This window comes from Streptococcus sp. HMSC072D03, assembly GCF_001812855.1.
Lineage (GTDB): Bacteria > Bacillota > Bacilli > Lactobacillales > Streptococcaceae > Streptococcus > Streptococcus salivarius_D.
Genome location: NZ_KV810616.1, coordinates 1 through 23762, shown reverse-complemented (window position 1 = coordinate 23762; position 23762 = coordinate 1). Strand labels below are relative to the sequence as shown.

Annotated in this window: 19 protein-coding genes and 1 pseudogene; 17 read left to right on the top strand and 3 right to left on the bottom strand. The window is 35.1% G+C overall.

Going from position 1 to position 23762, the window contains the following annotated elements:
• Positions 1-173: 173 nt before the first annotated feature.
• Complete coding sequence (locus HMPREF2877_RS01140; RefSeq protein WP_070578144.1) at positions 174-929, top strand: hypothetical protein; 756 nt, start codon at positions 174-176, stop codon at positions 927-929.
• A 79-nt stretch (positions 930-1008) separates the two neighbouring features.
• On the opposite strand, the gene HMPREF2877_RS01135 is transcribed toward HMPREF2877_RS01140, so the two are convergent.
• Positions 1009-3789 carry a DNA methyltransferase gene (locus HMPREF2877_RS01135; RefSeq protein ID WP_070578141.1) on the bottom strand — a complete coding sequence of 927 codons (2781 nt, stop codon included), beginning with the start codon at positions 3787-3789 and terminating at the stop codon, positions 1009-1011.
• A gap of 171 nt (positions 3790-3960) precedes the next feature.
• On the opposite strand from HMPREF2877_RS01135, the gene HMPREF2877_RS01130 reads away from it, so the two are divergent.
• From HMPREF2877_RS01130 to HMPREF2877_RS01090, 9 genes are all read left to right on the top strand, one after another.
• Complete coding sequence (locus HMPREF2877_RS01130; RefSeq protein ID WP_070578138.1) at positions 3961-4551, top strand: hypothetical protein; 591 nt, start codon at positions 3961-3963, stop codon at positions 4549-4551.
• 204 nt (positions 4552-4755) lie between these two features.
• On the top strand, positions 4756-5328 hold the full coding sequence (locus tag HMPREF2877_RS01125; RefSeq protein ID WP_070578135.1) for a hypothetical protein: 573 nt from the start codon (positions 4756-4758) through the stop codon (positions 5326-5328).
• A 100-nt stretch (positions 5329-5428) separates the two neighbouring features.
• Positions 5429-7825, top strand: a complete 2397-nt coding sequence (locus tag HMPREF2877_RS01120) for a DNA topoisomerase (RefSeq protein ID WP_256262902.1) — start codon at positions 5429-5431, stop codon at positions 7823-7825.
• 120 nt (positions 7826-7945) lie between these two features.
• Complete coding sequence (locus tag HMPREF2877_RS01115) at positions 7946-8476, top strand: hypothetical protein (protein ID WP_070578129.1); 531 nt, start codon at positions 7946-7948, stop codon at positions 8474-8476.
• A 639-nt stretch (positions 8477-9115) separates the two neighbouring features.
• Positions 9116-9613: an AAA family ATPase gene (locus tag HMPREF2877_RS01110; protein ID WP_070578125.1), complete on the top strand. Its 498-nt coding sequence runs from the start codon at positions 9116-9118 to the stop codon at positions 9611-9613.
• Between the two features lie 150 nt (positions 9614-9763).
• A complete protein-coding gene (locus HMPREF2877_RS01105) occupies positions 9764-11143 on the top strand; it encodes a hypothetical protein (RefSeq protein ID WP_070578122.1) in 1380 nt (459 codons plus the stop codon).
• Positions 11144-11161: 18 nt separating this feature from the next.
• Entirely contained in the window at positions 11162-13702 is a 2541-nt protein-coding gene (locus HMPREF2877_RS01100) for an SspB-related isopeptide-forming adhesin (RefSeq protein WP_070578118.1), read from the top strand.
• Positions 13703-13951: 249 nt separating this feature from the next.
• Positions 13952-14605 carry a hypothetical protein gene (locus HMPREF2877_RS01095; protein ID WP_070578115.1) on the top strand — a complete coding sequence of 218 codons (654 nt, stop codon included), beginning with the start codon at positions 13952-13954 and terminating at the stop codon, positions 14603-14605.
• A gap of 12 nt (positions 14606-14617) precedes the next feature.
• Positions 14618-15187, top strand: a complete 570-nt coding sequence (locus tag HMPREF2877_RS01090) for a hypothetical protein (RefSeq protein WP_070578112.1) — start codon at positions 14618-14620, stop codon at positions 15185-15187.
• 530 nt (positions 15188-15717) lie between these two features.
• On the opposite strand, the pseudogene HMPREF2877_RS11115 reads toward HMPREF2877_RS01090, so the two are convergent.
• Positions 15718-15867: pseudogene (locus tag HMPREF2877_RS11115) on the bottom strand (DNA-binding protein); the annotation flags it as partial.
• Between the two features lie 50 nt (positions 15868-15917).
• Positions 15918-16772 carry a hypothetical protein gene (locus HMPREF2877_RS01080; protein WP_070578106.1) on the bottom strand — a complete coding sequence of 285 codons (855 nt, stop codon included), beginning with the start codon at positions 16770-16772 and terminating at the stop codon, positions 15918-15920.
• A 356-nt stretch (positions 16773-17128) separates the two neighbouring features.
• Here HMPREF2877_RS01080 and HMPREF2877_RS01075 point away from each other — a divergent pair, with 356 nt between their 5' ends.
• The 7 genes from HMPREF2877_RS01075 to HMPREF2877_RS01045 all read left to right on the top strand — a co-directional run bounded on the left by HMPREF2877_RS01075 (position 17129) and on the right by HMPREF2877_RS01045 (position 23646).
• Positions 17129-17326, top strand: coding sequence for a hypothetical protein (locus tag HMPREF2877_RS01075; RefSeq protein WP_070578103.1), 198 nt, complete (start codon positions 17129-17131; stop codon positions 17324-17326).
• A 99-nt stretch (positions 17327-17425) separates the two neighbouring features.
• Positions 17426-17827, top strand: coding sequence for a hypothetical protein (locus HMPREF2877_RS11040; RefSeq protein ID WP_218108088.1), 402 nt, complete (start codon positions 17426-17428; stop codon positions 17825-17827).
• A 700-nt stretch (positions 17828-18527) separates the two neighbouring features.
• Positions 18528-19004 carry a type II toxin-antitoxin system antitoxin PezA gene (gene pezA / locus HMPREF2877_RS01065; RefSeq protein WP_070578098.1) on the top strand — a complete coding sequence of 159 codons (477 nt, stop codon included), beginning with the start codon at positions 18528-18530 and terminating at the stop codon, positions 19002-19004.
• Positions 19004-19771 (top strand): type II toxin-antitoxin system toxin PezT, encoded by a 768-nt coding sequence (pezT, locus tag HMPREF2877_RS01060; RefSeq protein ID WP_070578095.1) that lies wholly within the window; start codon positions 19004-19006, stop codon positions 19769-19771. Before pezA ends, pezT begins: the two co-directional genes overlap by 1 nt.
• Before the next feature lie 14 nt (positions 19772-19785).
• Positions 19786-20574: a DUF6414 family protein gene (locus HMPREF2877_RS01055; RefSeq protein WP_070578092.1), complete on the top strand. Its 789-nt coding sequence runs from the start codon at positions 19786-19788 to the stop codon at positions 20572-20574.
• The gene (locus HMPREF2877_RS01050) at positions 20575-21714 is read left to right on the top strand and encodes an AAA family ATPase (RefSeq protein ID WP_070578089.1); all 1140 of its coding nucleotides are present in this window, start codon (positions 20575-20577) and stop codon (positions 21712-21714) included.
• A gap of 756 nt (positions 21715-22470) precedes the next feature.
• Positions 22471-23646: a hypothetical protein gene (locus HMPREF2877_RS01045; RefSeq protein ID WP_207185677.1), complete on the top strand. Its 1176-nt coding sequence runs from the start codon at positions 22471-22473 to the stop codon at positions 23644-23646.
• Positions 23647-23762 lie beyond the last annotated feature (116 nt).

Sequence of the window (23762 nt, the reverse complement as noted above, 5' to 3'; positions counted from 1 at the left end):
TAAATACAAAAAAGGAGTCAAAAGATGGCTCCTTTTTATTTGCTTGATGTTTTAAATTTCGGTCACGAGAAAAATTTTAACTAAAACTAGGGCTCTTTGTTAATTTCTATGAGAAAAGTTATAATAGAATTTGAAAAAGCACATATTTGTTTTCAATAAGGAGGGCCTTTTATATGCCTAATCATAGTTATGAATATTTTTTATATGTTGACGACCAGCAGTTCCATAGTTTATATGAAGTTCAAAAAGAATATGAACAGAATAAAGGGGATATTTCAAAATACCGAGATAAAATGTTGTGTCCAGAATGCAAGAAAGCAAAATTAAGTTTTACACATAAAACATCTGGAACAAGAGCGTATTTATCAACCTTTCCAACCTCAAACCATGAAGAAGGTTGTTCGTATAATTATGACCTAGCTTCAAATAGGGCAGTTAAGCAATTTGTAGCAACATTAACACCCGAACAAGTACATGATAGACTTGAAGCAATGTTAAATAAATTGTTGCCTGGGTCAATAAGGGACAATAAAAACGCATTTAATGATGAAAAAGAGAATCCATTAGTAATAAATATAGGAGCAAGACCCCACCAGTCTAACCGAAGAGCAATCCGAAGAAAATCTATGAATGGGTGGTTTGATAAAGCAGATGAAGACAATATGTTCCTTTTTTATGGTAAGGTAAGGTTATCAGTTGAAGAGCGAGAAACCAAGAAGGGGAAACGGTATATATTAATTGTGAAGACTAAGAGAGGCGAGGAGTGGATCAGAAAGACCAGTATTTTTAGAGGCATGGCTCAAGATGTTATTGATGAGAATACAACCTATGACCTTGCTGTCCTGGGGCATCTTGAATTTTACAAAAATTTCCCACAAATTGTCACAGAATCATTTGCTGCTATTTTGTATAGAGAGGCAAGGAGATAAGAAGAAACAAAAAGACCAACCTATTATTAGGATGGTTTTTTTCGTAAGGAGAGGATTTTATAACGAAATGTCTCTTGTTCTATGGTTTGCTGTTTGTAAGTTGCTCGTACAACTCAAATAGTCGTGCTACTGTCTCACTCTCAGTTAGCCAGGTCTTTTTACCATCAACTATTTTAGTTAAGCCATAGACTTCCATAACTGCTTTATCGTTAGCTTGGTGAGCTCGTCGAAGTTCGACTGGCATAGTAAGTTCATCATATAAATCAGCTAATGAACTATCTGGATAAAGTGCACGTGCATCAAGAATACCTTGAGCTGTTCTAGATATTTTCTCTTTTTGGGCGTCTGTTACTTCAGGCCAAGGAAAGTTATTGTATACGATTTTGGCAGAGTAGCGATAATCTGATTTAAGACGTCCAGCAACTGTACGCATCCATGCCATATGTACATTTGAAGTTAGAATACCGAAGTCGTAAAGAGAAGCATCTTCAATAATTGTTACTGAATCTGTAGGAATAGTATCAGAGTCTAAAAAACCAATTGGAATGTACCGTCTACTCTCTGATGAAACTCTTGGAATAATTAGATATGTATTTGGATTTTTAGTTTCTCTAAATTCATGAGACCTCTCCGCTAATTTTCTAGTACCCAAAGCCGAACTGTTTAGTCTCATTTCTTTAACCAAATTTACACGTTCTAAGACTTTAGGCATGGAACGTAATTCTTTTGGAGAAACTCCTACAAGCCATAAACAATATCTATCTAAACTGTTAATGAACTCCCTAGAACCTATTAATTTTTTTATATATTTTTTTGCTGTTGGTTCAGATTTGATAAAACTATCATACTCTTCTGCTTTAATTATTAAATGCCCGCCATCAGTTGGTTGATTACCTCTAGACATTTGTAACTTTTGGGATATAGGCTTGTTTCTTCTCCTTACATAGATCATTTTTCCTTCAATTAGATATGGACTAATTGATTCGACAATTTCTTTGTTGTCCTTATCAAAAAGGATTAACTTACTCTGTTTCACTGAGCTAAATCCAATAATAATACAGTGGACTTTTGCTTTCTCTTTTGCCTCACTATTCCATACAAAAGTTTTATACGCAAAATCTATAGAAATATTTTTCTTTAATAGGAAGTCCCATAAAACAGAAACTTGCTCACCTTGAGAAATGGAATTAGTTGATACAAATGCACACCTAATATTTGTATCGTTAATTAATATTGCGGATTTAGCATACCATCCTCCTACGTAATCTAAAATTCCTGCATTACTTTTTTCGCCAAACAAGTTTATTAATTCTTGTTTCTGGGATTTACTGACACCATTAGCTCCGACAAACGGTGGATTTCCAATGATATAGTTTAGCTTATCTTTGGGAACTACACTTTCCCAATCTATCTCTAGAGCATTTCCTTCAACGATATTGGTATATGACTTAAGTGGAAGGAAGTCGATATTTGCAAATACAATATCTTTAGTTTCTTCCAGCATTTGACTTTCTGCAATCCAGAGAGCTGTTTTTGCTACAGAAACTGCAAAATCATTAATCTCAATACCATAGAATTGCTTCAGCTTTACTTTGACTAAATCTTGACCGAGATCCAAAGCAACAGTATCTCCCATATATAGCTTAATAGCTTCATTTTCTAAGCGTCTAAGAGAGACGTATGTTTCAGTTAAGAAATTCCCAGAACCACAAGCTGGGTCGAAGAAAAGAAGACTTGCTAGCTTAGATTGAAACTGTTTTGCCTTTTGTTCAACCGTCTTAGGCTGCTTAAATTGACGTATTTCGTTCAACTCTTCTTTTAGCTCATCCAAGAATAATGGATCAATAACTTTATGGATGTTTTCAATCGAAGTATAATGCATCCCACCACTTCGACGTGTTTCTGGGTTAAGAGTTGATTCAAATACCGCACCAAAGATTGTCGGACTAATTTCTGACCAGTCAAAGCCAGAAGAAGCGTGTTCAAGAATAAGCTCACGAAGTTCATCGGTGAAATTAGGGATTTCTAGATTATTCTCTGCAAACATTCCACCGTTTACATAAGGGAAGGCGTTTAATTCACTATCAAGATAGGGATCGCGCGTGTCGACCGGTGTATCTAAGACAGAGAAGAGGTCCATTAACCCACGGCGAAAGTCACGACTTCCAAAACGAGCTAGGTAGTCATGGAACATCATTTTATGTCCAAAGATACCAGCATCCTCTGCATACAAACAAAACACAAGGCGTACGACAAGTTGGTTAATCGCATGTAGACTATCTGGATTGTCTGGATTGACATATTGTTTTAGCAATCCGTCATAGATTTCACCTACGATTTCCCCAGCCTCCATTGAGACTTTCATTTCACGTTCTAGGTGTTCGTTGGTTTTATCAACGAGAAATTCTAGTCGATAGGCTTCTTTATCAAGGTCTGCTAATTGAACAACTTTGGGTTCACCATTAGGTTGCTCCATATCATAGATATAGAACTCTTTGAAATTACAAGTAATAATCCATCTAGGACGTCTAGAGTAGGGGACGTTAGCTGAATAACGTTTCGCTTGTTGGAAAGGCGTAAGATAAGTACCATCAGACTGTCTAATAGCTTTATTGAGGTCTTTGTTTGACCCTTTTTGTTCAATCAAAACCTTTGTTTTATCGATAAAACCGTCAATAAAACTGGTGTGATCCAACATCACTTTATCTTCAAACGTAATATATTCTGTTGGGTTTTCAATCCCATAAACAGATTGCAGTAGGTCTAGCCAAAAAGACTGGCTATCTTGTCTTTCATTACCACGGTTTTCCCAACGCTTAATAAAAGCCTTGGCTTGCTTTTTCTGTTCTCTAGTGTTCATTACTACTAATTCTTTCTAAATAGACTCGGTGTCATTATACCATATATTTCTACTGTATTTTAGTGGGTTTTAACTCTATTAACCAACTGTCAAGTGACTAGATATAACTTGGGGGATGTGACACCCCCTAAGTCTCTTTTTTAATATATAGAAAGGTGCTATACTAAGTCCATGAAAAAAGATTATAAATACATTATTATTTTAGTGGTCATTTTCCTTGCACTAGGAGTCATGTTTTTGGTCTCTGCGTTAATGAAGAAGAATGAACCGAAGAAAAAAGCAACACCCCCTAGCACCGAACAGGTGATTGAAGATTCCTCCTCGGAAGATATTCCAAAGGAAGATAAGTATGAGCAATGGCGTAAAGAGGCACTTGCGACCTTAGAAACACAAACACCTGCAGATGATGCTGATACGCAAACTGTAAAGAATGCACTGAAAGAAATGTGTTCTTATGTTGAGACTGTTCAGAACGTAACCGATGTTAAGCCAAATTATCAAAATCACTTAACGATTACTAGCACTAAGATGCAGTATGAGCTTGTAGCGAAATTCATGCTAGGTTATAAGTACTCTGATGCTAAAACGCAAGTATTTAAAGCCAAAGCAGACAATGTTCGTCAGTTTGTCCTTGAGGTTGCTAACCCAGACGGAGCGAAACTCTATTTCTGTGGGAATTACGTTATGGGAACAACTCAAATAGAAGTAACGTCAGTTCATGGAGTAGCTGAAGCTGACCATGCTGAACATGGACATGACTAGAAGTAGTCAATACGTCTTACATATCTTGTTTAGCTTCATCATGAGATGGAGCTTTTCTTTATATATTTAACTCTAATAGGAATTTTTGTCCTTGTGTAAGTGCATATCTGCTTAATCCTTGATATAATAGTGCCATAGCACAAGGATTAAAGAATTAGTGATAGTAAGAGAATTTGATTAAAGAATGATTGGAGATGAGGATATATGGAAAAAGAAACAAAGCGTCTTTTAAGAAAATTGGTTAGATTATATGACGGACAGACTAAGGAATTTCTTTTAAAATATACAGATGAGGTTTCTGGGTTAAATATTGAAGAACAAAGTAAACTAGCTCAAGAGTTACCGGCTAGACATCTAAGTGCTGAAATTCTAAGTGATATTCGACGTATCAAAAACGGAGAAGAACCACGTTTCTTCACTAAGGATGGACAATATAAGGGACTATGTGTTGAAGAGTACAATCAGCGTGACTTTATGACTCGTCAGCAACGTTACGTTCTAAGTTGGGCGTTTGGAATGTTGCTCTTTTTAGCAGTCTTTACAATTGTTTCCTGGAACTTTGTTCCCAATGTTATTCAAAAAATGGAAAGTAGTGCATCACTATTGAACTATACTGAGAACTATGGCACTCGTCCTGAACAGGTCTTTGCAATGGTTGTCTGTGGTGTCTTATTGATTTTACTTTCGGTAGTTGTTTCACTAGTATGTTTGAAGAGGTATCGTAAAGATACTGAAGAACCTATCAATGTCGTATTGACTGATGATTTGAGACTATAAAAGCTGAAGCTTATGCTTCGGTTTTTTTTGGTGTCTTTTCACTAAATCATCCCATGTCACTGGGTTATAAAAGGGAATTTCTTTATGTTAGAATTCGCTTATGATTACATATTTAGCAGAAAAAAGAGACCAAGGAATAGCCTACTATATGGCCCTTGCTGCAGATAATACACTTTCTGCAACTCAACTAGATGAAAAATATAAAAAACAAGGTTATATTCAATTTAAAAATGCTGCTTACCACAATGGAGAGTTGATCACGATTATCTGGGCTCAAGGTCATATGCTAGAGTTGAAAGAACCAGAAGACTATAAAGCCGAATGGAAAGAGTGGCGTTTGGACACCTTACCTATTATTCCTGAAAAATTTGAATATAAGGTTATGACACAGAAAGAATGGCAGTTCAAGAAGGTTAAGGATTTCTTTGACAAATCTAGGATGATTGTTTGGGCTACCGATATAGACCGTGAAGGTAGTCATATTGCCTATAGTATTAGCCTTATGACTGGTATTTTAGACCAGGAAGGTCCAAAGAAAATGATCAAGTCCCTTTGGGTAGATGAATTAACACCAACAAAGATTCAAGAGGGAGTGAAAAAACTACGTGAAATAGACTATCGAGTCTTGCAAGCTATTGAAGCACAAACGCGAGCTATTGCTGACTGGCTTCTTGGGATGAATGCTTCCCGTGCTTTAAGTCTCCTATTAGAAGATAAGATAGGATTGAAATTGGATAGGTCAGGTAAGGACGGTAAGATTGCAGTTGGTAGAATCAAAACCGTAGCTCTATTTTTGATCTATTTAAGAGAATTAGCCATCCGAGATTTCGTCCCAACAACTTATTGGGAATTAGAAGCAACCTTTGAACATCCTAATGGCATCTACAAGGGTAATTATATTCCTATTGATATTCCGTACTCTAAAGGTAACAAGAAGGGTGAACCTTGGGAAGGAGACTGTCCTACCAAAGAAGATTGGGAAAAGCTTATTCAGAATCCAAAAATTATTGGAGATAGTAACAAAGGTGTTATCGTTGAACATGAAGTTGAACTGAAAGAAAAACGACCACCAAGGCTTTATTGCCTTGACTCGATACAAGAAGAATTAGGTAAACTCTTAGGATTGACAGCAAAAGAAGTTCTAGAAGGCCCTTGCCAAGAATTATATGAGGTGAGGAAACTAATCACGTACCCAAGATCTTTGTCTTTTTATATTTCTAGGGAACGTTATGAGACATTGAAGCAACAAGCACCAGCATTAGCTCGATTGGTTGGATTCAGTGAAGAGGATTTAGTATTTCCAGAGCGTCCAGATGGCTTTTTTGTAAATGACAAGAAAGCTGCAAACCACTCAGCAGTAGTTCCAACTACAATAATTCCCACTAAAGAAGAAGTAGAAGCTCTTCCTGATACACTGAAGATTGTCTACAAAGCAGTTATTAGAAGAACACTAACCATGTTTTTCCCGAAATACCAGTATGAACAGACGACAATCATTACTCAGGTAGGAGCTGGAAGGTTTAGAACGGTAGGACAAGTCCCTAAAAACCCTGGTTGGCAAGCTCTATTCCAAGATAGTGCGAGCCTGCTTGATGGAGTGATAGAAGAAAGTGAGGCGAGGGAGCTTATTAAAGTTCAAACTAACGATACTGTCACTTCGCACCTAGTGCCAGCGGAAAGACATGTTAAAAAACCGCCTCGCCACACGAATAGTACCTGGCTTCGAGCAATGAGAACTGCTGGCCGGGACCTAGATGATGAAGAGCTTATCGCTATCATGAAACAAATCAAAGGTTTAGGTACTGCAGCAACTAGGGGAGTAATACTGGATGAAATCGTCGTTAATAAATGGGTGATAGTCAAGCAAGGAAAAATCTATTTATCTGAACTTGGTTGGTTGATCTGTGAGACACTTAAAGATGAACGTGTCTTATCTCAACCAGAAACAACAGCAATATGGGAGCAATCACTCAGTAAAATAGCTGAAGGGACCAATACACAAGAGAAATTCCTGAAAAATATCTATAGGTATCTAGGTATTGAGAATCCTCACAACAACCTCATCGAAAATCTGATTAATGCTGTAGATAGAACTGATTACACTCCTTTCCAAGACTTTATCGAGCAAGCAGTAGCAAAAGCTGATGGTAAACTAGGTAACTGTCCTTTATGTGGAAAGGCCGTCAAAGTCCTAGGAAAATCAAAAGTGGCTCAGTGTGAAGATAATATCTTATCAAAAGAAGAAAGAGAAGTAGGTGCAACACCTGTTTGTAGCTTTAACTTCTGGATCACTGTAGGTTTTATTAAAGACAAGAAAAAAACACTCACCAAGAAACAAATCAGTGACCTTTTATCTGATAAAGGACGAACAAACCTTATCAAGAACATCGAAGGTAAATATGGCCCATTTGATGCTTACGCTTATCTTTCCTTCAACGAAGAAAAAGGAATTTATCAAGTAAACCTTGAAGTTGATAAAGCAACGTCTAAAAAATAGTTCATTTTATATGACTTTTAAAAATTTAGGGCTCTCTGCGCTTGCTCTTGTAATTTCCTCTGTGCTACACTAATTTTAGTTTAAGAAAAGACGATTAAAAATCTATGAAAGGAGAAAATTATGAATACACCTCGTATTAACCGATTTTTAGGTGAGTGGCTAGACAGACAGACTAGTCCCAACTTTTTTCAAGAAGGCTTAATTCTTCTGAATGCGTGTGACTTTATCGATAGTAATTCGGATGCCATCCCTGGTCTCATTGCTCATAAAAAAAGCCCTCTACATCAGCAATTAGATGAAGCTCTCGCTAGTCGTGGGTACTGTTATCTTAAGCCTATTGAAGTCAATGCTCAAGACTCCATTGAAGTAGAGAAGTACTATCGCTTTGAAACCATACCTAAAGGTTCCAATGAACCTATTACTTACTATGGTCTAGGTGCGTACTTTATTTGCCGTGCTATATTTAATAATGAATTCGATATTGATTCTGGCTTTCAATACGATGACGAAGAACTCTTTTATGAAGACATTGGATTTGATGCTCTATTCCATAATAAGTCCGTTTTCCTATTAGGAGACACTCTCTCTGATGATATGGAGGTATCTTGGCAAGAAATTGGGATCTCAATGCGTAGACGAGCTTTTAATTAATATGCTTTTCAAGAGCTTCCCTTTATGATATATAGATTGGAGAATATAACATGAGAACTTCTAGTAGATGTATAGTTTTCTTTCTTTACTTTGCTTGGTTTACCTTTGCTCAGTTACTTATCTTATCTTTCTTATTTTTAAATTATTCATCATTTAACTTATCCTTTGATTTTATGTTTTCAGGAGTTTTCTACATTATCACAAAGATTCCTCCACTTTTAGTTCTGTGTATTTTTGGGGGACTTGGACTGACATTTACGGTAATGAAGGACGCGGTGTAATGAAAGGTTATTTGAAATACATTGTCCATTATTTTAGCCATGATGAATTGGCTGAAAAGGTAGGGCTTTGTATTATATAGATAGGAGAACAGAATATGAAAACGTTCAGTAAGTTTATAGCAATTATTTTTTGCTTTGTTTCATTTACCTTCATGCAGACACTTATTTTATCATGGTTATTTTTTGATCTTTCCTCACTTAACTTATTCAACTTATCCATTGAACATTTTATTTCAAATTATTGCTTAATGATAACGAAGGCTCCTCTAATATTAGTAATACCTAGTATAGGTGGTCTTGGCTTTACAATTTTGTCACTGAGAAACGTGTTATAATGGGAGGAGGAGAGTAAAAGAACATGAAAGATATTAATAATAAAGTTAGCATAAAGCGGTATAATAGCAAATTGTTAGTCGAACCCTCAGAAACGTTATTAGATATTTTCCAAATAATGTCTAAACGAAATAGGATAACTAATATTTTTGGAAAGGTTGGTTCTGGAAAGACCTACCTCGCAAGAAATTATATTGAATATTTAAGTGAAAACACCAATAATCTTATCGTCTATTTTAATGGCAATAATAAAAAAGAAGTAAATTGTGACCTATCGTTTAGCGACTTTGATAGCTTCATAGATTTTTTGTTAAACGTAGAAGTCAAAGATACATCTATATATTTGGTTATTGATGAGGCATCCTCTTTAACGGACGAACAACTGGTACATTTAAATGCGACTTTCAATAAGTTACTCGCTAATGATTTTGGGATTGTCGTATCTATTCTGTCCTATACTGTATTACTCGATAAGTTTGAGGGGGAGCTTGAGCGTTTCGTACTAGAAACAAAAAGGTCTTAATTAATTAGACAACAATAAATTTCATGAATAGATTACAAAAGAGCATACTGCTCTTTTTTTGTGTATTCATAGGGTGTCACTGGGTTTGAGTAAGGGATGACTTTTGCTATCATCTAATTGTAATTTTTTAAGAAAGGAAATTGCTTATTCATGGATAAAAACAAACGTTCAATGATCCTAAAATCTGGAGCTTTTTTAACAGCCCTTGTAGCAACAGGTTTGGTTAATAATGGGGTATCAGCAGACGAAACTGCCGCACCAACTGGACCAACAGATAATGCTACTGTTGCGACTGGAAACTCCGATACACTTCTTCCTCCCGCTTCATCAACACCATCGACACCCGGTACCAATACCACAGATGTCCCAACTGCTGAAGCACCTAAAGTTGACACTCCTAAAAATGAAGGTGTAACAACTGAGGCACCTAAAGTAACTGACGGTTCTACTGGTACAGGTGTAGCCACACCTACAACACCAAGTGTTACTACGCCAAGTCAGGACGAAGGGAAGACATCAGAAACTTCTGAGGCTACACCTACGACTTCTGAAAATGCAAGTACAACTGCTGAAACGTCTACAGCTACCTCTGAAGGAGGTGAAGGAAACTCTACTTCTGATACAACTTCAACTGCATCAGAAACACCTACCCCTTCAGAGCACACAGTAACTGAAACTCCTACTAAGCCTAACGCTACGGATACTGCTAATACTAACCATAATAGTGAAAATAACACTAGCAGTAGCAGTGAAAGTTCAACAAATACTGTTAATGATAAAGGGTCAACTGTTGCCACACCAGCTCCATCACCAACTGAAGGGAATAACGCTTCAAGTTCTGAAGCACCTAGTGGCTCATCAACTTCAGCTGAATCTTCTTCAACAAGTTCAGAAACACCAAAAGTATCTGATGGAACATCTGGAACAGGTGTAAGTTTGCCAAGTAGCGAAGGAACAACATCTTCTGAGAAATCATCAACTTCTCCAGAACTGTCTGAAACAGCTACAAGTACACCTCACATTCTTGACGGGACTATTGGAACTGGAGTTTCTACGCCTACTGAACATAAATCAGATAGTCGTACAGAAGTAGCTTCAACTTCAACAACTACTTCAAACAAAGTGGTTGAGTCACCTAAATCTGAAGAAACTCCTAAAGTTAGCGACACAAATGTTCAAGAAGCACCTAAACCAGGGGACGTTTCTCCTTCAACAAAACAAGTTGTACTTAATGTGACTCCTAGTCAACCAGTCGTTACAAATACTGGTTATAAAGTTGTCTCAACAAACAATAGTGATCTTGTCGTACAAAACTTCGATGGTTCTGTAGCCTCAGTTCCAGCTTCACAGGCAGGAGGAGCAGTGAATGAGGATGGAACTGTCTCTGTTAAGACCGAGGCAGGAGAAATGGTAACACTTCCTGAAACAGGGGAAGCTGGAACAAAACTCGTTACCTTTGGATTCTTGATTTTGGCAGCACTTGGTCTTCAACGAACAGCTGTGAAACAAGATAAATGGTACTCAAACTAAGAAAGGTGATTATTTAAAATGTTTAAAGACTCAAATAACACGAAAGGACATGGCTCTATTCGTAAAAATAAGGTCTATGGAGCAGTAGGTGTACTTGCACTCGGTGCTGCAGCAATCGTTGGAGGAACTTCTCAAGCATCCGCAGATGAAGTAACTGAAGCTCCTGTAAATTCAGAACCAGTGGCGACCTCTCAAGCAAACGCAGACAGTCTTATGTCACAAGCTACAGCTGCTGCGACTTCAGATGTCTCTACTCCAACAAACACAGCGACTGCAACAAACACTACTGATTCACAACCTACTGAAACAGTAGCAGAAGTAGCTACTACACAGCCAGTAAGTACTAATGATAATAATGCTTACGCTGAAAAGGCTAATACATCTACTGAAGCTGAAAAGGTAACTATCGACAACACAGCTGTCACAGATGCAGTTGCTACCGCTAAAGATAGTGGGGTTAAAGTGACACAAGATGCTACGCAAGACAAAGGGACACCAACCACAACTGAAGATCTTGCAACAAAGCAAGCTGAAATCAAGACCGACCAAAATGAACAAGTAGCTACAATCAAACAAGCTACCCAGGACGCATCTGGACGCCAATCAGCCTATGATGCAGCTGACAAAGCACACGATACACTTGAAACCCAAGTAGACAAAGCGGTTAAAGATAGTAATGGACTTATTAAAGCTGAAGCTACTGAAATCTCAAGTGGGGATGGTAATAATGTAGGTGATTACAACACCTATACTGAACAGGTTAACAAGCAGATTGCTTCGAACAAAGAAACCATCGACAAATTTAACAAAGATTATGCTGCTATGAAGGATAATGCTAACGTTAATGTTGATGGACGTGTGACAACACAAAATGTTGATCAATTGACTTACGGGAACTCTGTTCAAAATGGTAGTGTTAATCCTGACGGAACCTTCTCATTCACGCATGATATGAATGACTCATCTAATGATAGCTTGGGTGTTTTGGGTACAGGTACCCTTAATGGTAAGGTTAATTTCACGTCTGCTGCTAACGGAGACGGTTCGACAACTGTAACACTTAATAGTCTCGATTTGTGGAACTACTCTTATACAAGTAACCGTCCGAATACTGGTGTCAACCAAAATCTTAACTACCACGTTTACACTGACGGGGAAGAGATTTACTCAGTAAACCACGACGGGAACTCAAGCTTTGCGGAAGATATCAATCGTAGTATTGCACTTAACAAGTCCTATGTCTTGAAACCAGGCGAAACTACTGGTATTATCCCAATTCTTAACATTGATGATAACTGGATTATCAATACTCATGGTCAGTTGAGTCTTGATTTCACTAATCCAAACGTGGTTCCATCAGCTACAGTTAAAAAGGTTAGTGAGCCTGTTAAACCAGAAATTCCATCTGTAAGCTATCATGATTACAAGATGGACTACCAACCAACTGTAACTAAAACTGTCCTCAACAGCGACGGCGAAAATGTTAATGGTAAGATGATTCCTAAAAATGATGAACATACCTACGTTTTGAATAATGGAAACATCTTTGCGAATGCAAAAGTTGGCGATACCGTGACCACACGTGATCCTCTTGAATTTGGAGAAGTTCCTAACATCGAAGCCAACAAAGCTGAAAATGAGGCTAAAGGTTGGAACGTTGACTATGATGATTCTTCTAAGACCTACACATTTACGGCTAAATATGAAGGTAAAACTCTTGAAGCACCTACTATCAAGTTTGTAGCCTCTGATGACAACGGCTTCTATGATAATACTTATAAATCTGGTCGCAATGGGTATGAAACCTTCTCTAATACTGTCACTAACAAGACACCAACGGCACCTAAGCCACATAAGTCTGTTACAGATTCAAGTGGAAATGACATCGACGGCAAAACTACTGACGATGATAAAGTAACCTTCCATTTGACGACTGACTATAGCCCATACAAAGATATGGCTACATCTAAACAAGCACTTAAATTTGCACTCCTCGATGATGTCCAAGATGGTGCTTTCACTGTAGATGAAGATGCTATTACTATTATCGATAGTCAAAACAAAGATGTCAGAGACCTCTTTGATATGTATCACGTACTTTCGGATGAAGGACGTACTGATGCCATCAACAAGATCCTAAATGAATCTGGTCTTAACCCAACTGGTGAATTCTATCTCTGGGTAGCCAAAAATCCAGTAGATTATTACCAAGACTACATTTTAAAAAATAATAATGTAACAGTTAATCTCCCTGCTACATTGCAAGTCCCTGCAGGTACTACTGTAGAAAATGATTTCTATCAGATTGATTTTGGTAATGCCTATAAATCAAATCTTGTTTCATTCGATACACCACCAGCAGCACCAGTAGGAGAGTCTGGCGGACCTACTTCTACCCCAGTAACTCCAGTAGAAGAAGTGCCTGTCCAACAACAAGCTATTAAGGTTCTTCCTAATACTGGTGAAAAATCAACTTCAGCTATTGCTACTGCAGGTGCAGTTATTTTGACTACTGCACTTGGCATGCTTGGTTTCTCTAAACGTAGTAAAGAGTACTAAGATAGCACCCACTTCTTAAAATTCCTTTTCCCTATTCTAAATTCATAATTCCCTAAAAACACAGCTCACAAGAGTTGTGTTTTTTTCTTGGGGGTGTCACTAGGTTACAAATAGATATTTGTTTTTCTATAATTAGAAAGTACTTTAAAACGAACTAGGAAGGAAGTTGTTGCTTATATGAGGACTGATAATTTATATAATTATGGACTTATGAAATCAAGACCATATAAGTAGAAAGAAGGTGTCTTTTTGAAAAATAATAAATTAATGTTCATGTTACTGATGAAATGGTTTGCTGAAAGTATTTATTTCCTTGAAATCATATTTATAACAGCCACTTCAGTCCTGTTATTAGCAAACAATATTCTCAATGTTTCAACAAAGACGATTCATATTGTCGCCCTGGTATTACTAGTAGTTTATGTATGTATTGGTTTGTTATTAGCTAATCGAAAAAATAAATTTACGATGTCAGTTAATTACTTTAAATTGATAGGTGCATTGGCTTATATCGTACTTATCACCACTTTAAAAGGTATTGTCTTTGATATTCTGACACACCCACTAGTTACATTGGGAATTGCACTTCCTTATGTTGTAGCTATTGCCTTAAGAAACTTCAGCAAAGGTCAGATCAATAAAATCATTTTTGATGATAGACACAATGCAAATATCAGAGGACGATTTGACACCGTAGACAATATCAAAGAGTCGATGCGTTTATCTATTGCTAGTAGTATTTCTCATGAATTTAAAGGTCTTACGGAAATCAGAGATGAAAAGTTTAGACAAGATACAGAAGGAAATGTAGCTGGTATGTTCAAAGTGCTGCTAAAATCTGGCTTTTGGGGACTTAAACACATCCCATTGACTAAAGTAACACTGACATTTAACTTAGAATAAGAGGTAATCACGATGAAGAAAAATATTTTAACAACAGAACAAGCAAGTTTTTTGAAGCAGTACAATTTCTCACTATACCAGGAACGATTTGAGGTATTATGTGAAGCTCAAAAAGCTGAAAAAGAAGGGCATCTAAATTTTGCCTCGGACGATGAATATAAAACATTCATTGATGCTGTAATGACTGGAGAATGGTCTGAAGAACTCTTTATGATCAATCTCTCAAATCCTATTGGATGCGAACACTTCCTTGCAGCACGAGAAGATAGTAATGGCGGACTAATTTGGGATGTCGTCGATTATAGTGAGGGGGACCACTTCACTAAAGAACAAATCCAGACGATTGTTCCAGAGGCATATCGATATAGTGCCTTTATGGTCTCTGAGATTGCTGCAGAAAAAGACTGGGGTCCAGAAGCTCAACACCAACGACTTGAACAAGCCAAAAAGCAAGCCAAAGAACATGAAAAGCCTATCGAGAACTTTCCAAAACCTCGTGTAATCACAGATGAAGAAAGAAAAGATGAACTTACACAAAGTTCTATTAGAACAGTAGCAGCAACCTTGAGACCTGCACAATAATCATAGGACGACCTAAGGATAGCATGTAATGATGCTATCCTTTTAGTATTGACTCTTATACCACGCGCAACACTTCACTTCTTTTCTCTAGTAATTTTCAAAGTAGATATTCCAAAACTTTTTTATTAAACGAAAAGAAACTTTGATTACAGAATTCAATTAGTATCAGCCACTTCTGTTAACAAGATTAATAAAGGAAATGAAACAAACAGATTTGTGACTAGTCAAAAATTATCAGAATTACTCGATCAAAGTAGAAGGGATGAAATCAGAATAATAAGACATCTAAGAGTGTGGCTCGTTTACAAGAAGGAAAACCCTTCGCCTATATGTGGGATAGCGAAAGGCTTTCTGAAACGGAAGCATAAAGAAAGGCAAATTTAGAATGACTAAGCACCGGAATCAAAAAAAATCTTTAAACTCAATAAAGAAAATACCAAGGATGGACAGGTACACTATCTTTATTTTTAAGTAAGAGAAAGTCAATTAAAAAGAAGATTTAAGAATATAAATGGGTAAAGAAAGTAGCAAATTTTCAAATACTCGCAGGTTTGCTTCTTGTTAAGAAAGGGCGAGTCAGTTCCAAGCAATTCTCTGGTGTGTTGAATTTCTGATTTGATAAAATTACTAATCATGATTTGAATTTCTTGTGTTTGTTCATCTAGTAAAATAACTTGAATGAAATTACCTTCTAAAAAAGCAGACATTAAAGCCTGCTAAGTATATATAGTTATTTTTTTAAAATTAATTCAGAAAAAATCTTTTCAAAGTTGTCTTGTTCGTTGGAAATATGGGTAATTAACTTGTCGTACCATACACTCATATCGGAAACATTAATAGAATGAACTTCATCAAAGACCTCAAAATATAGTATATTAGTATTTTCTTCTAGTTGGTCACTAATTATCTTCTCTGCTTGGTAAAAGAGGTCATTGCAAAACTTTTTATTGTTCTGTAAAAAAACTTGAATTATTTGGAAAACACCATATTGGTAGTTAGCAATAGTCGAAGTATAAGCTATATTTGCAATATCTCCGTGTTCTTTTTGTATTTTTGTTGCAATATCAATTAATGAATTTATAAATGACTTGCTAAACTTGAATTTTGACCCTTCACGGAGAATATATTGTAAGTTAAAACTATATTTTCCATGATTATAATATATAGGAACATGCCCATGCAAAGCAAAATTACGTAAAGTTGTAGCTAATTTATATGAAAAGTTATTATCGTATATCGAACTAATGAATTTACTAATTTGTTTGGTTGATTTTTTATCAAACTGTTCAATTACATCAATAAGGGTTTTTCCACTTGTAATAAAGTTTATGGTTAAAGAATTTATTAAAACAAATTCATCAGAAACTATTCCTCTTACCTTCCGGGCAGTTCCAGCTCGATCTAAATCAAAATGGTAAAAAATTTGATTGAAATTTAAAACGTGGATTCCTATAAAGTTTTCGATAGTGTGCAGTTTATCAATGACATTTAAATATGCACTAAGTATCTCTGCATCCTTACCAGAAACTTTGATAACTTTTTCAGAATCAAATGTACCATCTATAATTATTGTAGTATTATTCATTTCTTTCTCCCAAGCATAATCAGTATTCTTGAATGCTGTATCAAGCAAAAAAGATGAAGCAAGAACACCTATTGATGATGACCACTATCGTATTGTCGGCTTACTGTTCTTCTATGAAAAACTTACAAAAATTGAAGAACCTAAAATAAAGTGAAGAATAAACTTAAACTATTGATTTAAGAAAAGTACATCAAAAGTCAAGTGTACTTTTCAATTATCATATATTAATGTGGTGTGGTCAAGTGGTCTTACATAAAGAATTATTTCATAAATCTTTATTCGGGTTCGATTCCCGACGTGCCCAAGCATATAAAAGTATTGTATGTTTAGGCATGTCGAGTTGAATAGGAGTGCTTATGAATCAAGTGACTAAATTTATATATGAAACTAAAAATTTAAGAGAATGCAAAAAAGAGTATGATTTGATTTTTCGTTTAATAAAGGATTGTATTAGATCAAATAAAGAGCTTCAAGAAAAATTATTGTTGCGTCCTTTAACGATTGCATCTACAGTAGTAGCAGAATGTTACTTATATAAAATTATATATTCATAACATGCAGACGATAGTTTAAGGAATTCAGTATTTGCAGCAACTACATTTATTGACAAATGGCAGAAATTGATAGACTATTGTATTGAAAAAACTTATGAAGTGTCCTATGAAAATTTGGAAAGGAACTATAAAACTGCATATCTTAGATACACTGAAATAAAAAACTATATTTCTAGTGATTTAGACGAACTATACTCGTTGAGAAATAAATTTGCCCATGGGGAAGTTTTATATGCATTTGATAACACTAGACAAAACTTCAATGAGGATACCACAGAGATAATTAGAACTTTAGATTTAATGAAAGTGATTCGATTGAGAAAATCTTTCGACGAAATAAGTAAGTTAATTCTATACATTATTGAGTCACAAAGAACATTTGATAGAGATTTTGATAGATATTTCGCCAAATACGAAGATATAAAAGAAAAGTATGGCGGACCGGACTCTTACGAAAACTTCAAAAGTGAGTTAATGAGTAAGCCGAAGCAATTTCAGTAAACTAATGTAATTGTTGAGTATTTGGAAAAGTGTGATAAATACAATGTTTTGAAATTATCTAGGGCTATGAGCTATGCAACCAGATCTTACGAAAAAAGTAGAGTTTGAATTGAAATACAGTGAGTGCAATTTACTGTATTTATCAAAAAGAAAAACGCTTGAAATCAGCGTTTTTCTTTTGTATTGATTCGTAGTGAATTCCTATTCACCTCAGTAAAGGTTTGGTATTGTTATTTTAGCATGCTATAAACGCTGTAATATCAACGTTTTGTTATTATTTAATATAATTCATTCAAAACTGTTAGAGATTCATATGGTGAATAATCTTTTGCTTGCAATGTTATACTTTCGATATTGTACTTATCTAAGGTGCTTTTTAATTTTTCTATAAAGTACTGTTGTTCTTTAGTAAACGGATTAAGTCTACTCAAAAAAACTCTTATTTTTTTTATTCACGCTAGATTTCTCCTACGATAACTATTTATTATCACTAGTATACCATAGATTCCTATCTCTAATATGTTTTCAATTGTAGTTTTCTTATTTTTTATACCCTCAAAGACTTTTGAACAGCCTTATAGTGATTTTTTCTTCAATAATTGAATGTGTGACATTTTATCTCTCAGCTATAACAATGCACCATTTTTGGTGCGTTTCTAAATTTTGTGCTATAATAGAAATAAATAAAAGGAGGAGTTACATGATTGGAGAAAATATAAAAACGTTACGTAAAACACAGAATTTAACGCAACCTGAGTTCGCAAAGATTATTGGTATCTCTCGAAATAGTCTGAGTCGTTATGAAAATGGGACAAGTTCAGTTTCAACAGAATTAATAGATCGTATTTGTCAGAAATTTAATGTTTCCTATATAGATATTGTAGGAGAGGAAAAGATGCTCACGCCAGTAGAAGATTACCAGCTCACTCTAAAAATTGAAGTAATTAAAGAACGAGGGGTGAATATCTTAGCGCAACTTTATCGTTTTCAAGATGTACAAGGAATTGCATTTGATGATACTTCTAATCCTTGGGTTCTAATGAGCGATGATTTGTCTGATTTGCTGAACACGAAGATTTATCTTGTGGGGACTGTTGATGAAGTAGAGCGATATAATGGCTATTTGGATGGCATTGAACGGATGCTAGAACAAGCAACTCATCTGGTGGTGGCTTAATGAAACTAGAAGAATTTAGTCAAGATGATTTTGAACGAGCATCCAGACGACTCGTTCGTTCTTTAACTCGTGGTAAAACAACTTCGTCTCAGCCCAAGGCTATCTTGCTAGGTGGACAGAGTGGTGCTGGGAAAACAACGATTCATCGTATTAAACAAAGGGAATTTCAAGGTAATATCATTATCATTGATGGAGATAGTTATCGCTCTTTTCATCCGAACTACCTTAGCCTACAGGAAAAGTATGGCAAAGATAGTGTGGATTATACCAAAGTGTTTGCGGGAAAAATGGTTGAATATCTCGTAGATGAATTGAGTAAACAAGGTTATCATTTGTTAATCGAGGGCACCTTGAGAACAACAGAAGTTCCTAGAAAAACGGCACAATTATTGGCAATTAGAGGTTACCAAGTCTCACTTGCACTGATTACGACCAAGCCGGAATTGTCCTATCTCAGCACCTTGATACGTTATGAAGAGCTCTATGCTATAAATCCTAGTCAAGCTAGAGCAACTCCTAAAGCACACCATGATAGAATTGTAGAACATTTGGTTGAGAATTTACGGGAGTTGGAAAAGGATCAGCTTTTTAGACAAATTCAAATTTATCAAAGAGATCAATCGTGCGTTTATGATTCGCAAGTAGATCAAACCTCAGCAGCAGAAGTTCTACAAGAATGCCTCTTCGGAAAATGGAGTAAAGTGGAGGAAGAGATGTTGAAGTTGGGACAGGAACGGTTGAGAGAGCTGGAGGAAATTGATAAGTGACGAAGGGTTAATTTATGAGTACATTAAAAAAAGTAATTTATTTCGATGAATCATCAGCAATGGATTTTTTACAGATTGAATCCAAGGGAAAATTAACGAAAACAACTGAACTTATGACAACATTACAAGGTGAAACGGGTGTGGAAGTTGATGCTGAAGGAACAATTGGTAAAAATAGTGCTTTAAAAACAATTTTTGAAAAAATGACAGGACTAAGTGGTTCAGTTACTCTTTCTGCTACTAGTTCAGGTGGAATTCAAGGAAATAAAATAGCAAAGACAATACTTGAAAATTCTCTATTGTATGATTTTTTAGATACTGTAGAGTTACGCAAGAAGAATTTTCTTGTTGATATTACAGAAAATTATACTTTAGAAATAAGTGAGGATTCGATGTCTTATTTTGCTATGATTGCACCAATTTCAGAAATGATGGAAGGTTCCCAGAGTATAGATGGGATGGAAAATGTATCAATGTCATTTTCTAAACTTAATTCTGGGATTAGAGAGATTAAAGGTTATTTTGAACTTATAGGATATAATAAAGCACACGAAATTGAGAGAATTTTCCGTTTTAATATCAATTCTTTTAAAAATAATTATCGAATTCATGATTTAACAAAAATGACTCTTAAACTTTATTCAATAAAAGTCGGTGCAACGACTATTAGTGACTTAAATTTTGAGACACAGTTTAATTTACAACAGAAAAATCTATCTTTTACCGGAATTTTAGAAAATGATAGGATTTGCCCAGAACAGAAATATCCAGTTTATGATGTAATACTTGCAGGAGTGAACTAAATGGATAGTATTATACTTTTTAAAGGTTCTAAGAGAGATTTTAATAAATTATTAAAAGAGAGAGCCGTTGAAGACTTCACTCCATTTATGGAGCTTATTCGACAATATAATATTACTGTGAGAGCCAATGATATAAATGCCTCACAATATGCTCCAGATGGATTTGGCGAAAAACAGATTGAAAATGTTGTTATTTTTGCTGATGATTATGCCTCTGTAACGGATCACGTGATATCAAATTTTAATAATATTGTACTTCTAGGACATGACATTCAACATCTTTATATACAAAATCCTCCCAAGAGAGTAGAGACTTCCTTGAGAGTTCAGTTTGATAATATTATAGAAGAATACTATTCAAACTATCGGGGAATAGATAATGAGGAAATTATTGATTTCTATAATCATATGATTTCTTCTAATGTTGTAGGCCAACAGCAAGCTAAAAAAGATATTTCAATTGGTCTACTAAAGAAAAGTACCCTAACAAATAAGTCTCCTCTTGTCATGTTATTTTACGGAAATTCAGGAGTTGGTAAAACTGAATTAGCTAAAACAATGAGCGAATATTTTAACGGAAAATTGACTCGAATACAATTTTCGATGATGCAAACTGAGGAAGCATACAAATATATATTCGGAGATACTCACGGTAAAAATTCATTAGCTAAAGATTTATTATCCAGAGAAACCAATGTTGTATTAATTGATGAATTTGATAAGGTAAATAGCGCTTTATACAATGTTTTTTATCAAATGTTTGATGAGGGAGAGTTGGAAGATATAAATTACTTGGTAGATGTTTCTAATTGTATATTTATTTTGACAACAAATTTTAGTAATGATCAAGAAATTGCTGAAAAACTTGGCCTTCCTATCTTTTCTAGGATTGATTTAAAGATAGAATTTCAAAATTTAACAGAAATTGAACTGCTTAGAGTAGTTGATAATATTTTTGATGATGTGATCTCTCAATTATCAGAAGCAGATAAGGAAATTATAGATAATTATGGTTTGAAAGAAACGTATATGAAACATGTGGGTTCTTTTGAAAATATAAGATTATTAAAGAGTTTTATTGAGAAAGATGTGTTTCAAATCATTTTTGAAGAATTACTCAAACGTGATAATTTAGAATGACTATTCACTGAAATTTTTACTTTGAAACAATTGTTATAGAAATTTATCGTTTAATTTCATTATGAATTTGTATCTATTATAAAATGTATAAAGTTATAACAATTTAAATGGTGGGAACTTTTTGGTAAAATCTAGCTCAATTTGTGTATTTTTAGGGTAAAATTCATACCATTCAACTGAAATTGATTCAAATTAGATGAAATTCTGTTTTCTGTAAATGTGGGAAAACATTGATTTTAAGCGGATATTGAAACTTATTCAAATAAAAGTGTTTCCAACCAGGTCTCACAATTTGTAAGTAAAAGAACAAATAAAAAAGAGGAGCTTCATACTAAAGTTCCTCTTCTTTTATATATCCGAATCATTATTCTTATTTCAAAAAAGGTAGTGAAAAAGGTAGTGATTCGGTTGATTTATGTTGCAATGTAGTGAAATTTAGAATTTCAAAAATCGCTTAAAATCAAGGTTTCTCACATCTATTGACGTGTAGTGAACCCCTATTTCATCTCAGTCAGAATGAATTATTTCTTAACACATTGAATTACCTCATACTCTTAACTTCAAAAAAAGGAAATATTTATTTAGTATCGTTGATAAACAGGATCCCAAACTTCTAAACTCCAGTAATTTTCTTGAATAATAATCAAAAGACTACTTTAAAATGTTAGAATATTTAAGTATAATAAAACAGAATAATTAATAGTAAATCCCTGATAGCTATTTGGGATCCTGAAGACTTGATTTTGGAGATTGAAAATGAAATTTGATTTTATGAAAAAAATTGATACAAAGAAAAGTGTCATAATTTCTCTTATCGTACTATTATGTTTTGGTATAGGGTACTATGTACTTGCAATTTCACCACATCAAAGAGCGGTACAGTCATTTAATGAAGTGACAGCTAAAATTCAAAAAGAAAACAGTAGCTTAGAGGAAACAATTAAAGTGTCTAAGAAACTACTTAGTAGTAAAGATAAGCCCTTAGACGAAAATCTGACGGTTGAACTAAAAAACGAAGTCTCAACCGCTGAAAAGAAGAAGCAAGTAATTCCTAAAATCAAAAAGAAAACAAGCGACATCAATAAACAAGTTAAATCACTAAAAAAACCAATTAACTACTCGACAGAAATAAAACATCTTAATGATAAAAACCAGAAGTATTCAACAAGTGTTAAGCAGTTAAAACAAATTACCAATCCTTCCAATACATTTGTGGAAAGTCGTCTTAAGGAAATTGATACGATTTCAGAAGTTCAGTCAGCCACAGAAGATAATGATCCAAACCAAGGTTTAAACAAGCAAGGAAGTTATACGGCAGCAGTTTATTTCTCTGACAATGAAGTGACTAATCCAGTTGCTGGAGCTGATTTAGTTGCAAAAGGTACAGATGCAGGTGGATGTGTTGAGGTCTATAAAACGGCTGAAGATGCCAAAAAACGAAATGACTATTTAAGTGCTTTCGATGGCCTGCCAACTGTCATCAACCCTGGTTCACACTATGTATACGGAACAGTTGTTATTCGTGTCGCAGCATCATTAACGGCCTCACAACAAAATGCTTTGACGCAAAAAATATATGAGAAGTTAATCGAGATTAAAGATGATAGCACAAACAAAAACACCTCAAAAACAGAAACCTCATCCTCTACGAAACCATCATCGTCTAGTTCAAGCTCTACTCAAGCTACTGTTAGTGAATCAGCTCAGAGTAACAGCAATACGGTAGCTGGAAGTACCCCTACAACACCTGCACAACAACAAGATGCTGGAGTTCCCGAATCATCGAAAGAAACAAGGGTAAATCCTGAATTTCATAGTAATATTGATGAAAATGGTTATAACACACTCTTGGGTGTTTATGTGCAAGATATGATTGACCAGGCAAATAACTATCATGCTACTACCGAGCCATCATCAGGAAGTTCTGAATAAGTTCCACATAACTCGATACCCCTTTTAAAAATATTTAGAAGACTACTGAAAACGCCAATTACACAGCTATTGGTGTTTTTTTTACTCTTGAATATACAATATAAGTGCACAATAAA

Coding starts and splice junctions, on each gene's coding strand:
- HMPREF2877_RS01080 (WP_070578106.1), bottom strand. CDS start 16,772: ATGAATAATACTACAATAATTATAGATGGTACATTTGATTCTGAAAAA.
- HMPREF2877_RS01110 (WP_070578125.1), top strand. CDS start 9,116: ATGAAAGATATTAATAATAAAGTTAGCATAAAGCGGTATAATAGCAAA.
- HMPREF2877_RS01055 (WP_070578092.1), top strand. CDS start 19,786: ATGAGTACATTAAAAAAAGTAATTTATTTCGATGAATCATCAGCAATG.
- pezA (WP_070578098.1), top strand. CDS start 18,528: ATGATTGGAGAAAATATAAAAACGTTACGTAAAACACAGAATTTAACG.
- HMPREF2877_RS01135 (WP_070578141.1), bottom strand. CDS start 3,789: ATGAACACTAGAGAACAGAAAAAGCAAGCCAAGGCTTTTATTAAGCGT.
- HMPREF2877_RS01045 (WP_207185677.1), top strand. CDS start 22,471: ATGAAATTTGATTTTATGAAAAAAATTGATACAAAGAAAAGTGTCATA.
- HMPREF2877_RS01115 (WP_070578129.1), top strand. CDS start 7,946: ATGAATACACCTCGTATTAACCGATTTTTAGGTGAGTGGCTAGACAGA.
- HMPREF2877_RS01090 (WP_070578112.1), top strand. CDS start 14,618: ATGAAGAAAAATATTTTAACAACAGAACAAGCAAGTTTTTTGAAGCAG.
- HMPREF2877_RS01105 (WP_070578122.1), top strand. CDS start 9,764: ATGGATAAAAACAAACGTTCAATGATCCTAAAATCTGGAGCTTTTTTA.
- HMPREF2877_RS01075 (WP_070578103.1), top strand. CDS start 17,129: ATGAATCAAGTGACTAAATTTATATATGAAACTAAAAATTTAAGAGAA.
- HMPREF2877_RS01050 (WP_070578089.1), top strand. CDS start 20,575: ATGGATAGTATTATACTTTTTAAAGGTTCTAAGAGAGATTTTAATAAA.
- HMPREF2877_RS01130 (WP_070578138.1), top strand. CDS start 3,961: ATGAAAAAAGATTATAAATACATTATTATTTTAGTGGTCATTTTCCTT.
- HMPREF2877_RS01100 (WP_070578118.1), top strand. CDS start 11,162: ATGTTTAAAGACTCAAATAACACGAAAGGACATGGCTCTATTCGTAAA.
- HMPREF2877_RS01140 (WP_070578144.1), top strand. CDS start 174: ATGCCTAATCATAGTTATGAATATTTTTTATATGTTGACGACCAGCAG.
- HMPREF2877_RS01125 (WP_070578135.1), top strand. CDS start 4,756: ATGGAAAAAGAAACAAAGCGTCTTTTAAGAAAATTGGTTAGATTATAT.
- HMPREF2877_RS01120 (WP_256262902.1), top strand. CDS start 5,429: ATGATTACATATTTAGCAGAAAAAAGAGACCAAGGAATAGCCTACTAT.
- pezT (WP_070578095.1), top strand. CDS start 19,004: ATGAAACTAGAAGAATTTAGTCAAGATGATTTTGAACGAGCATCCAGA.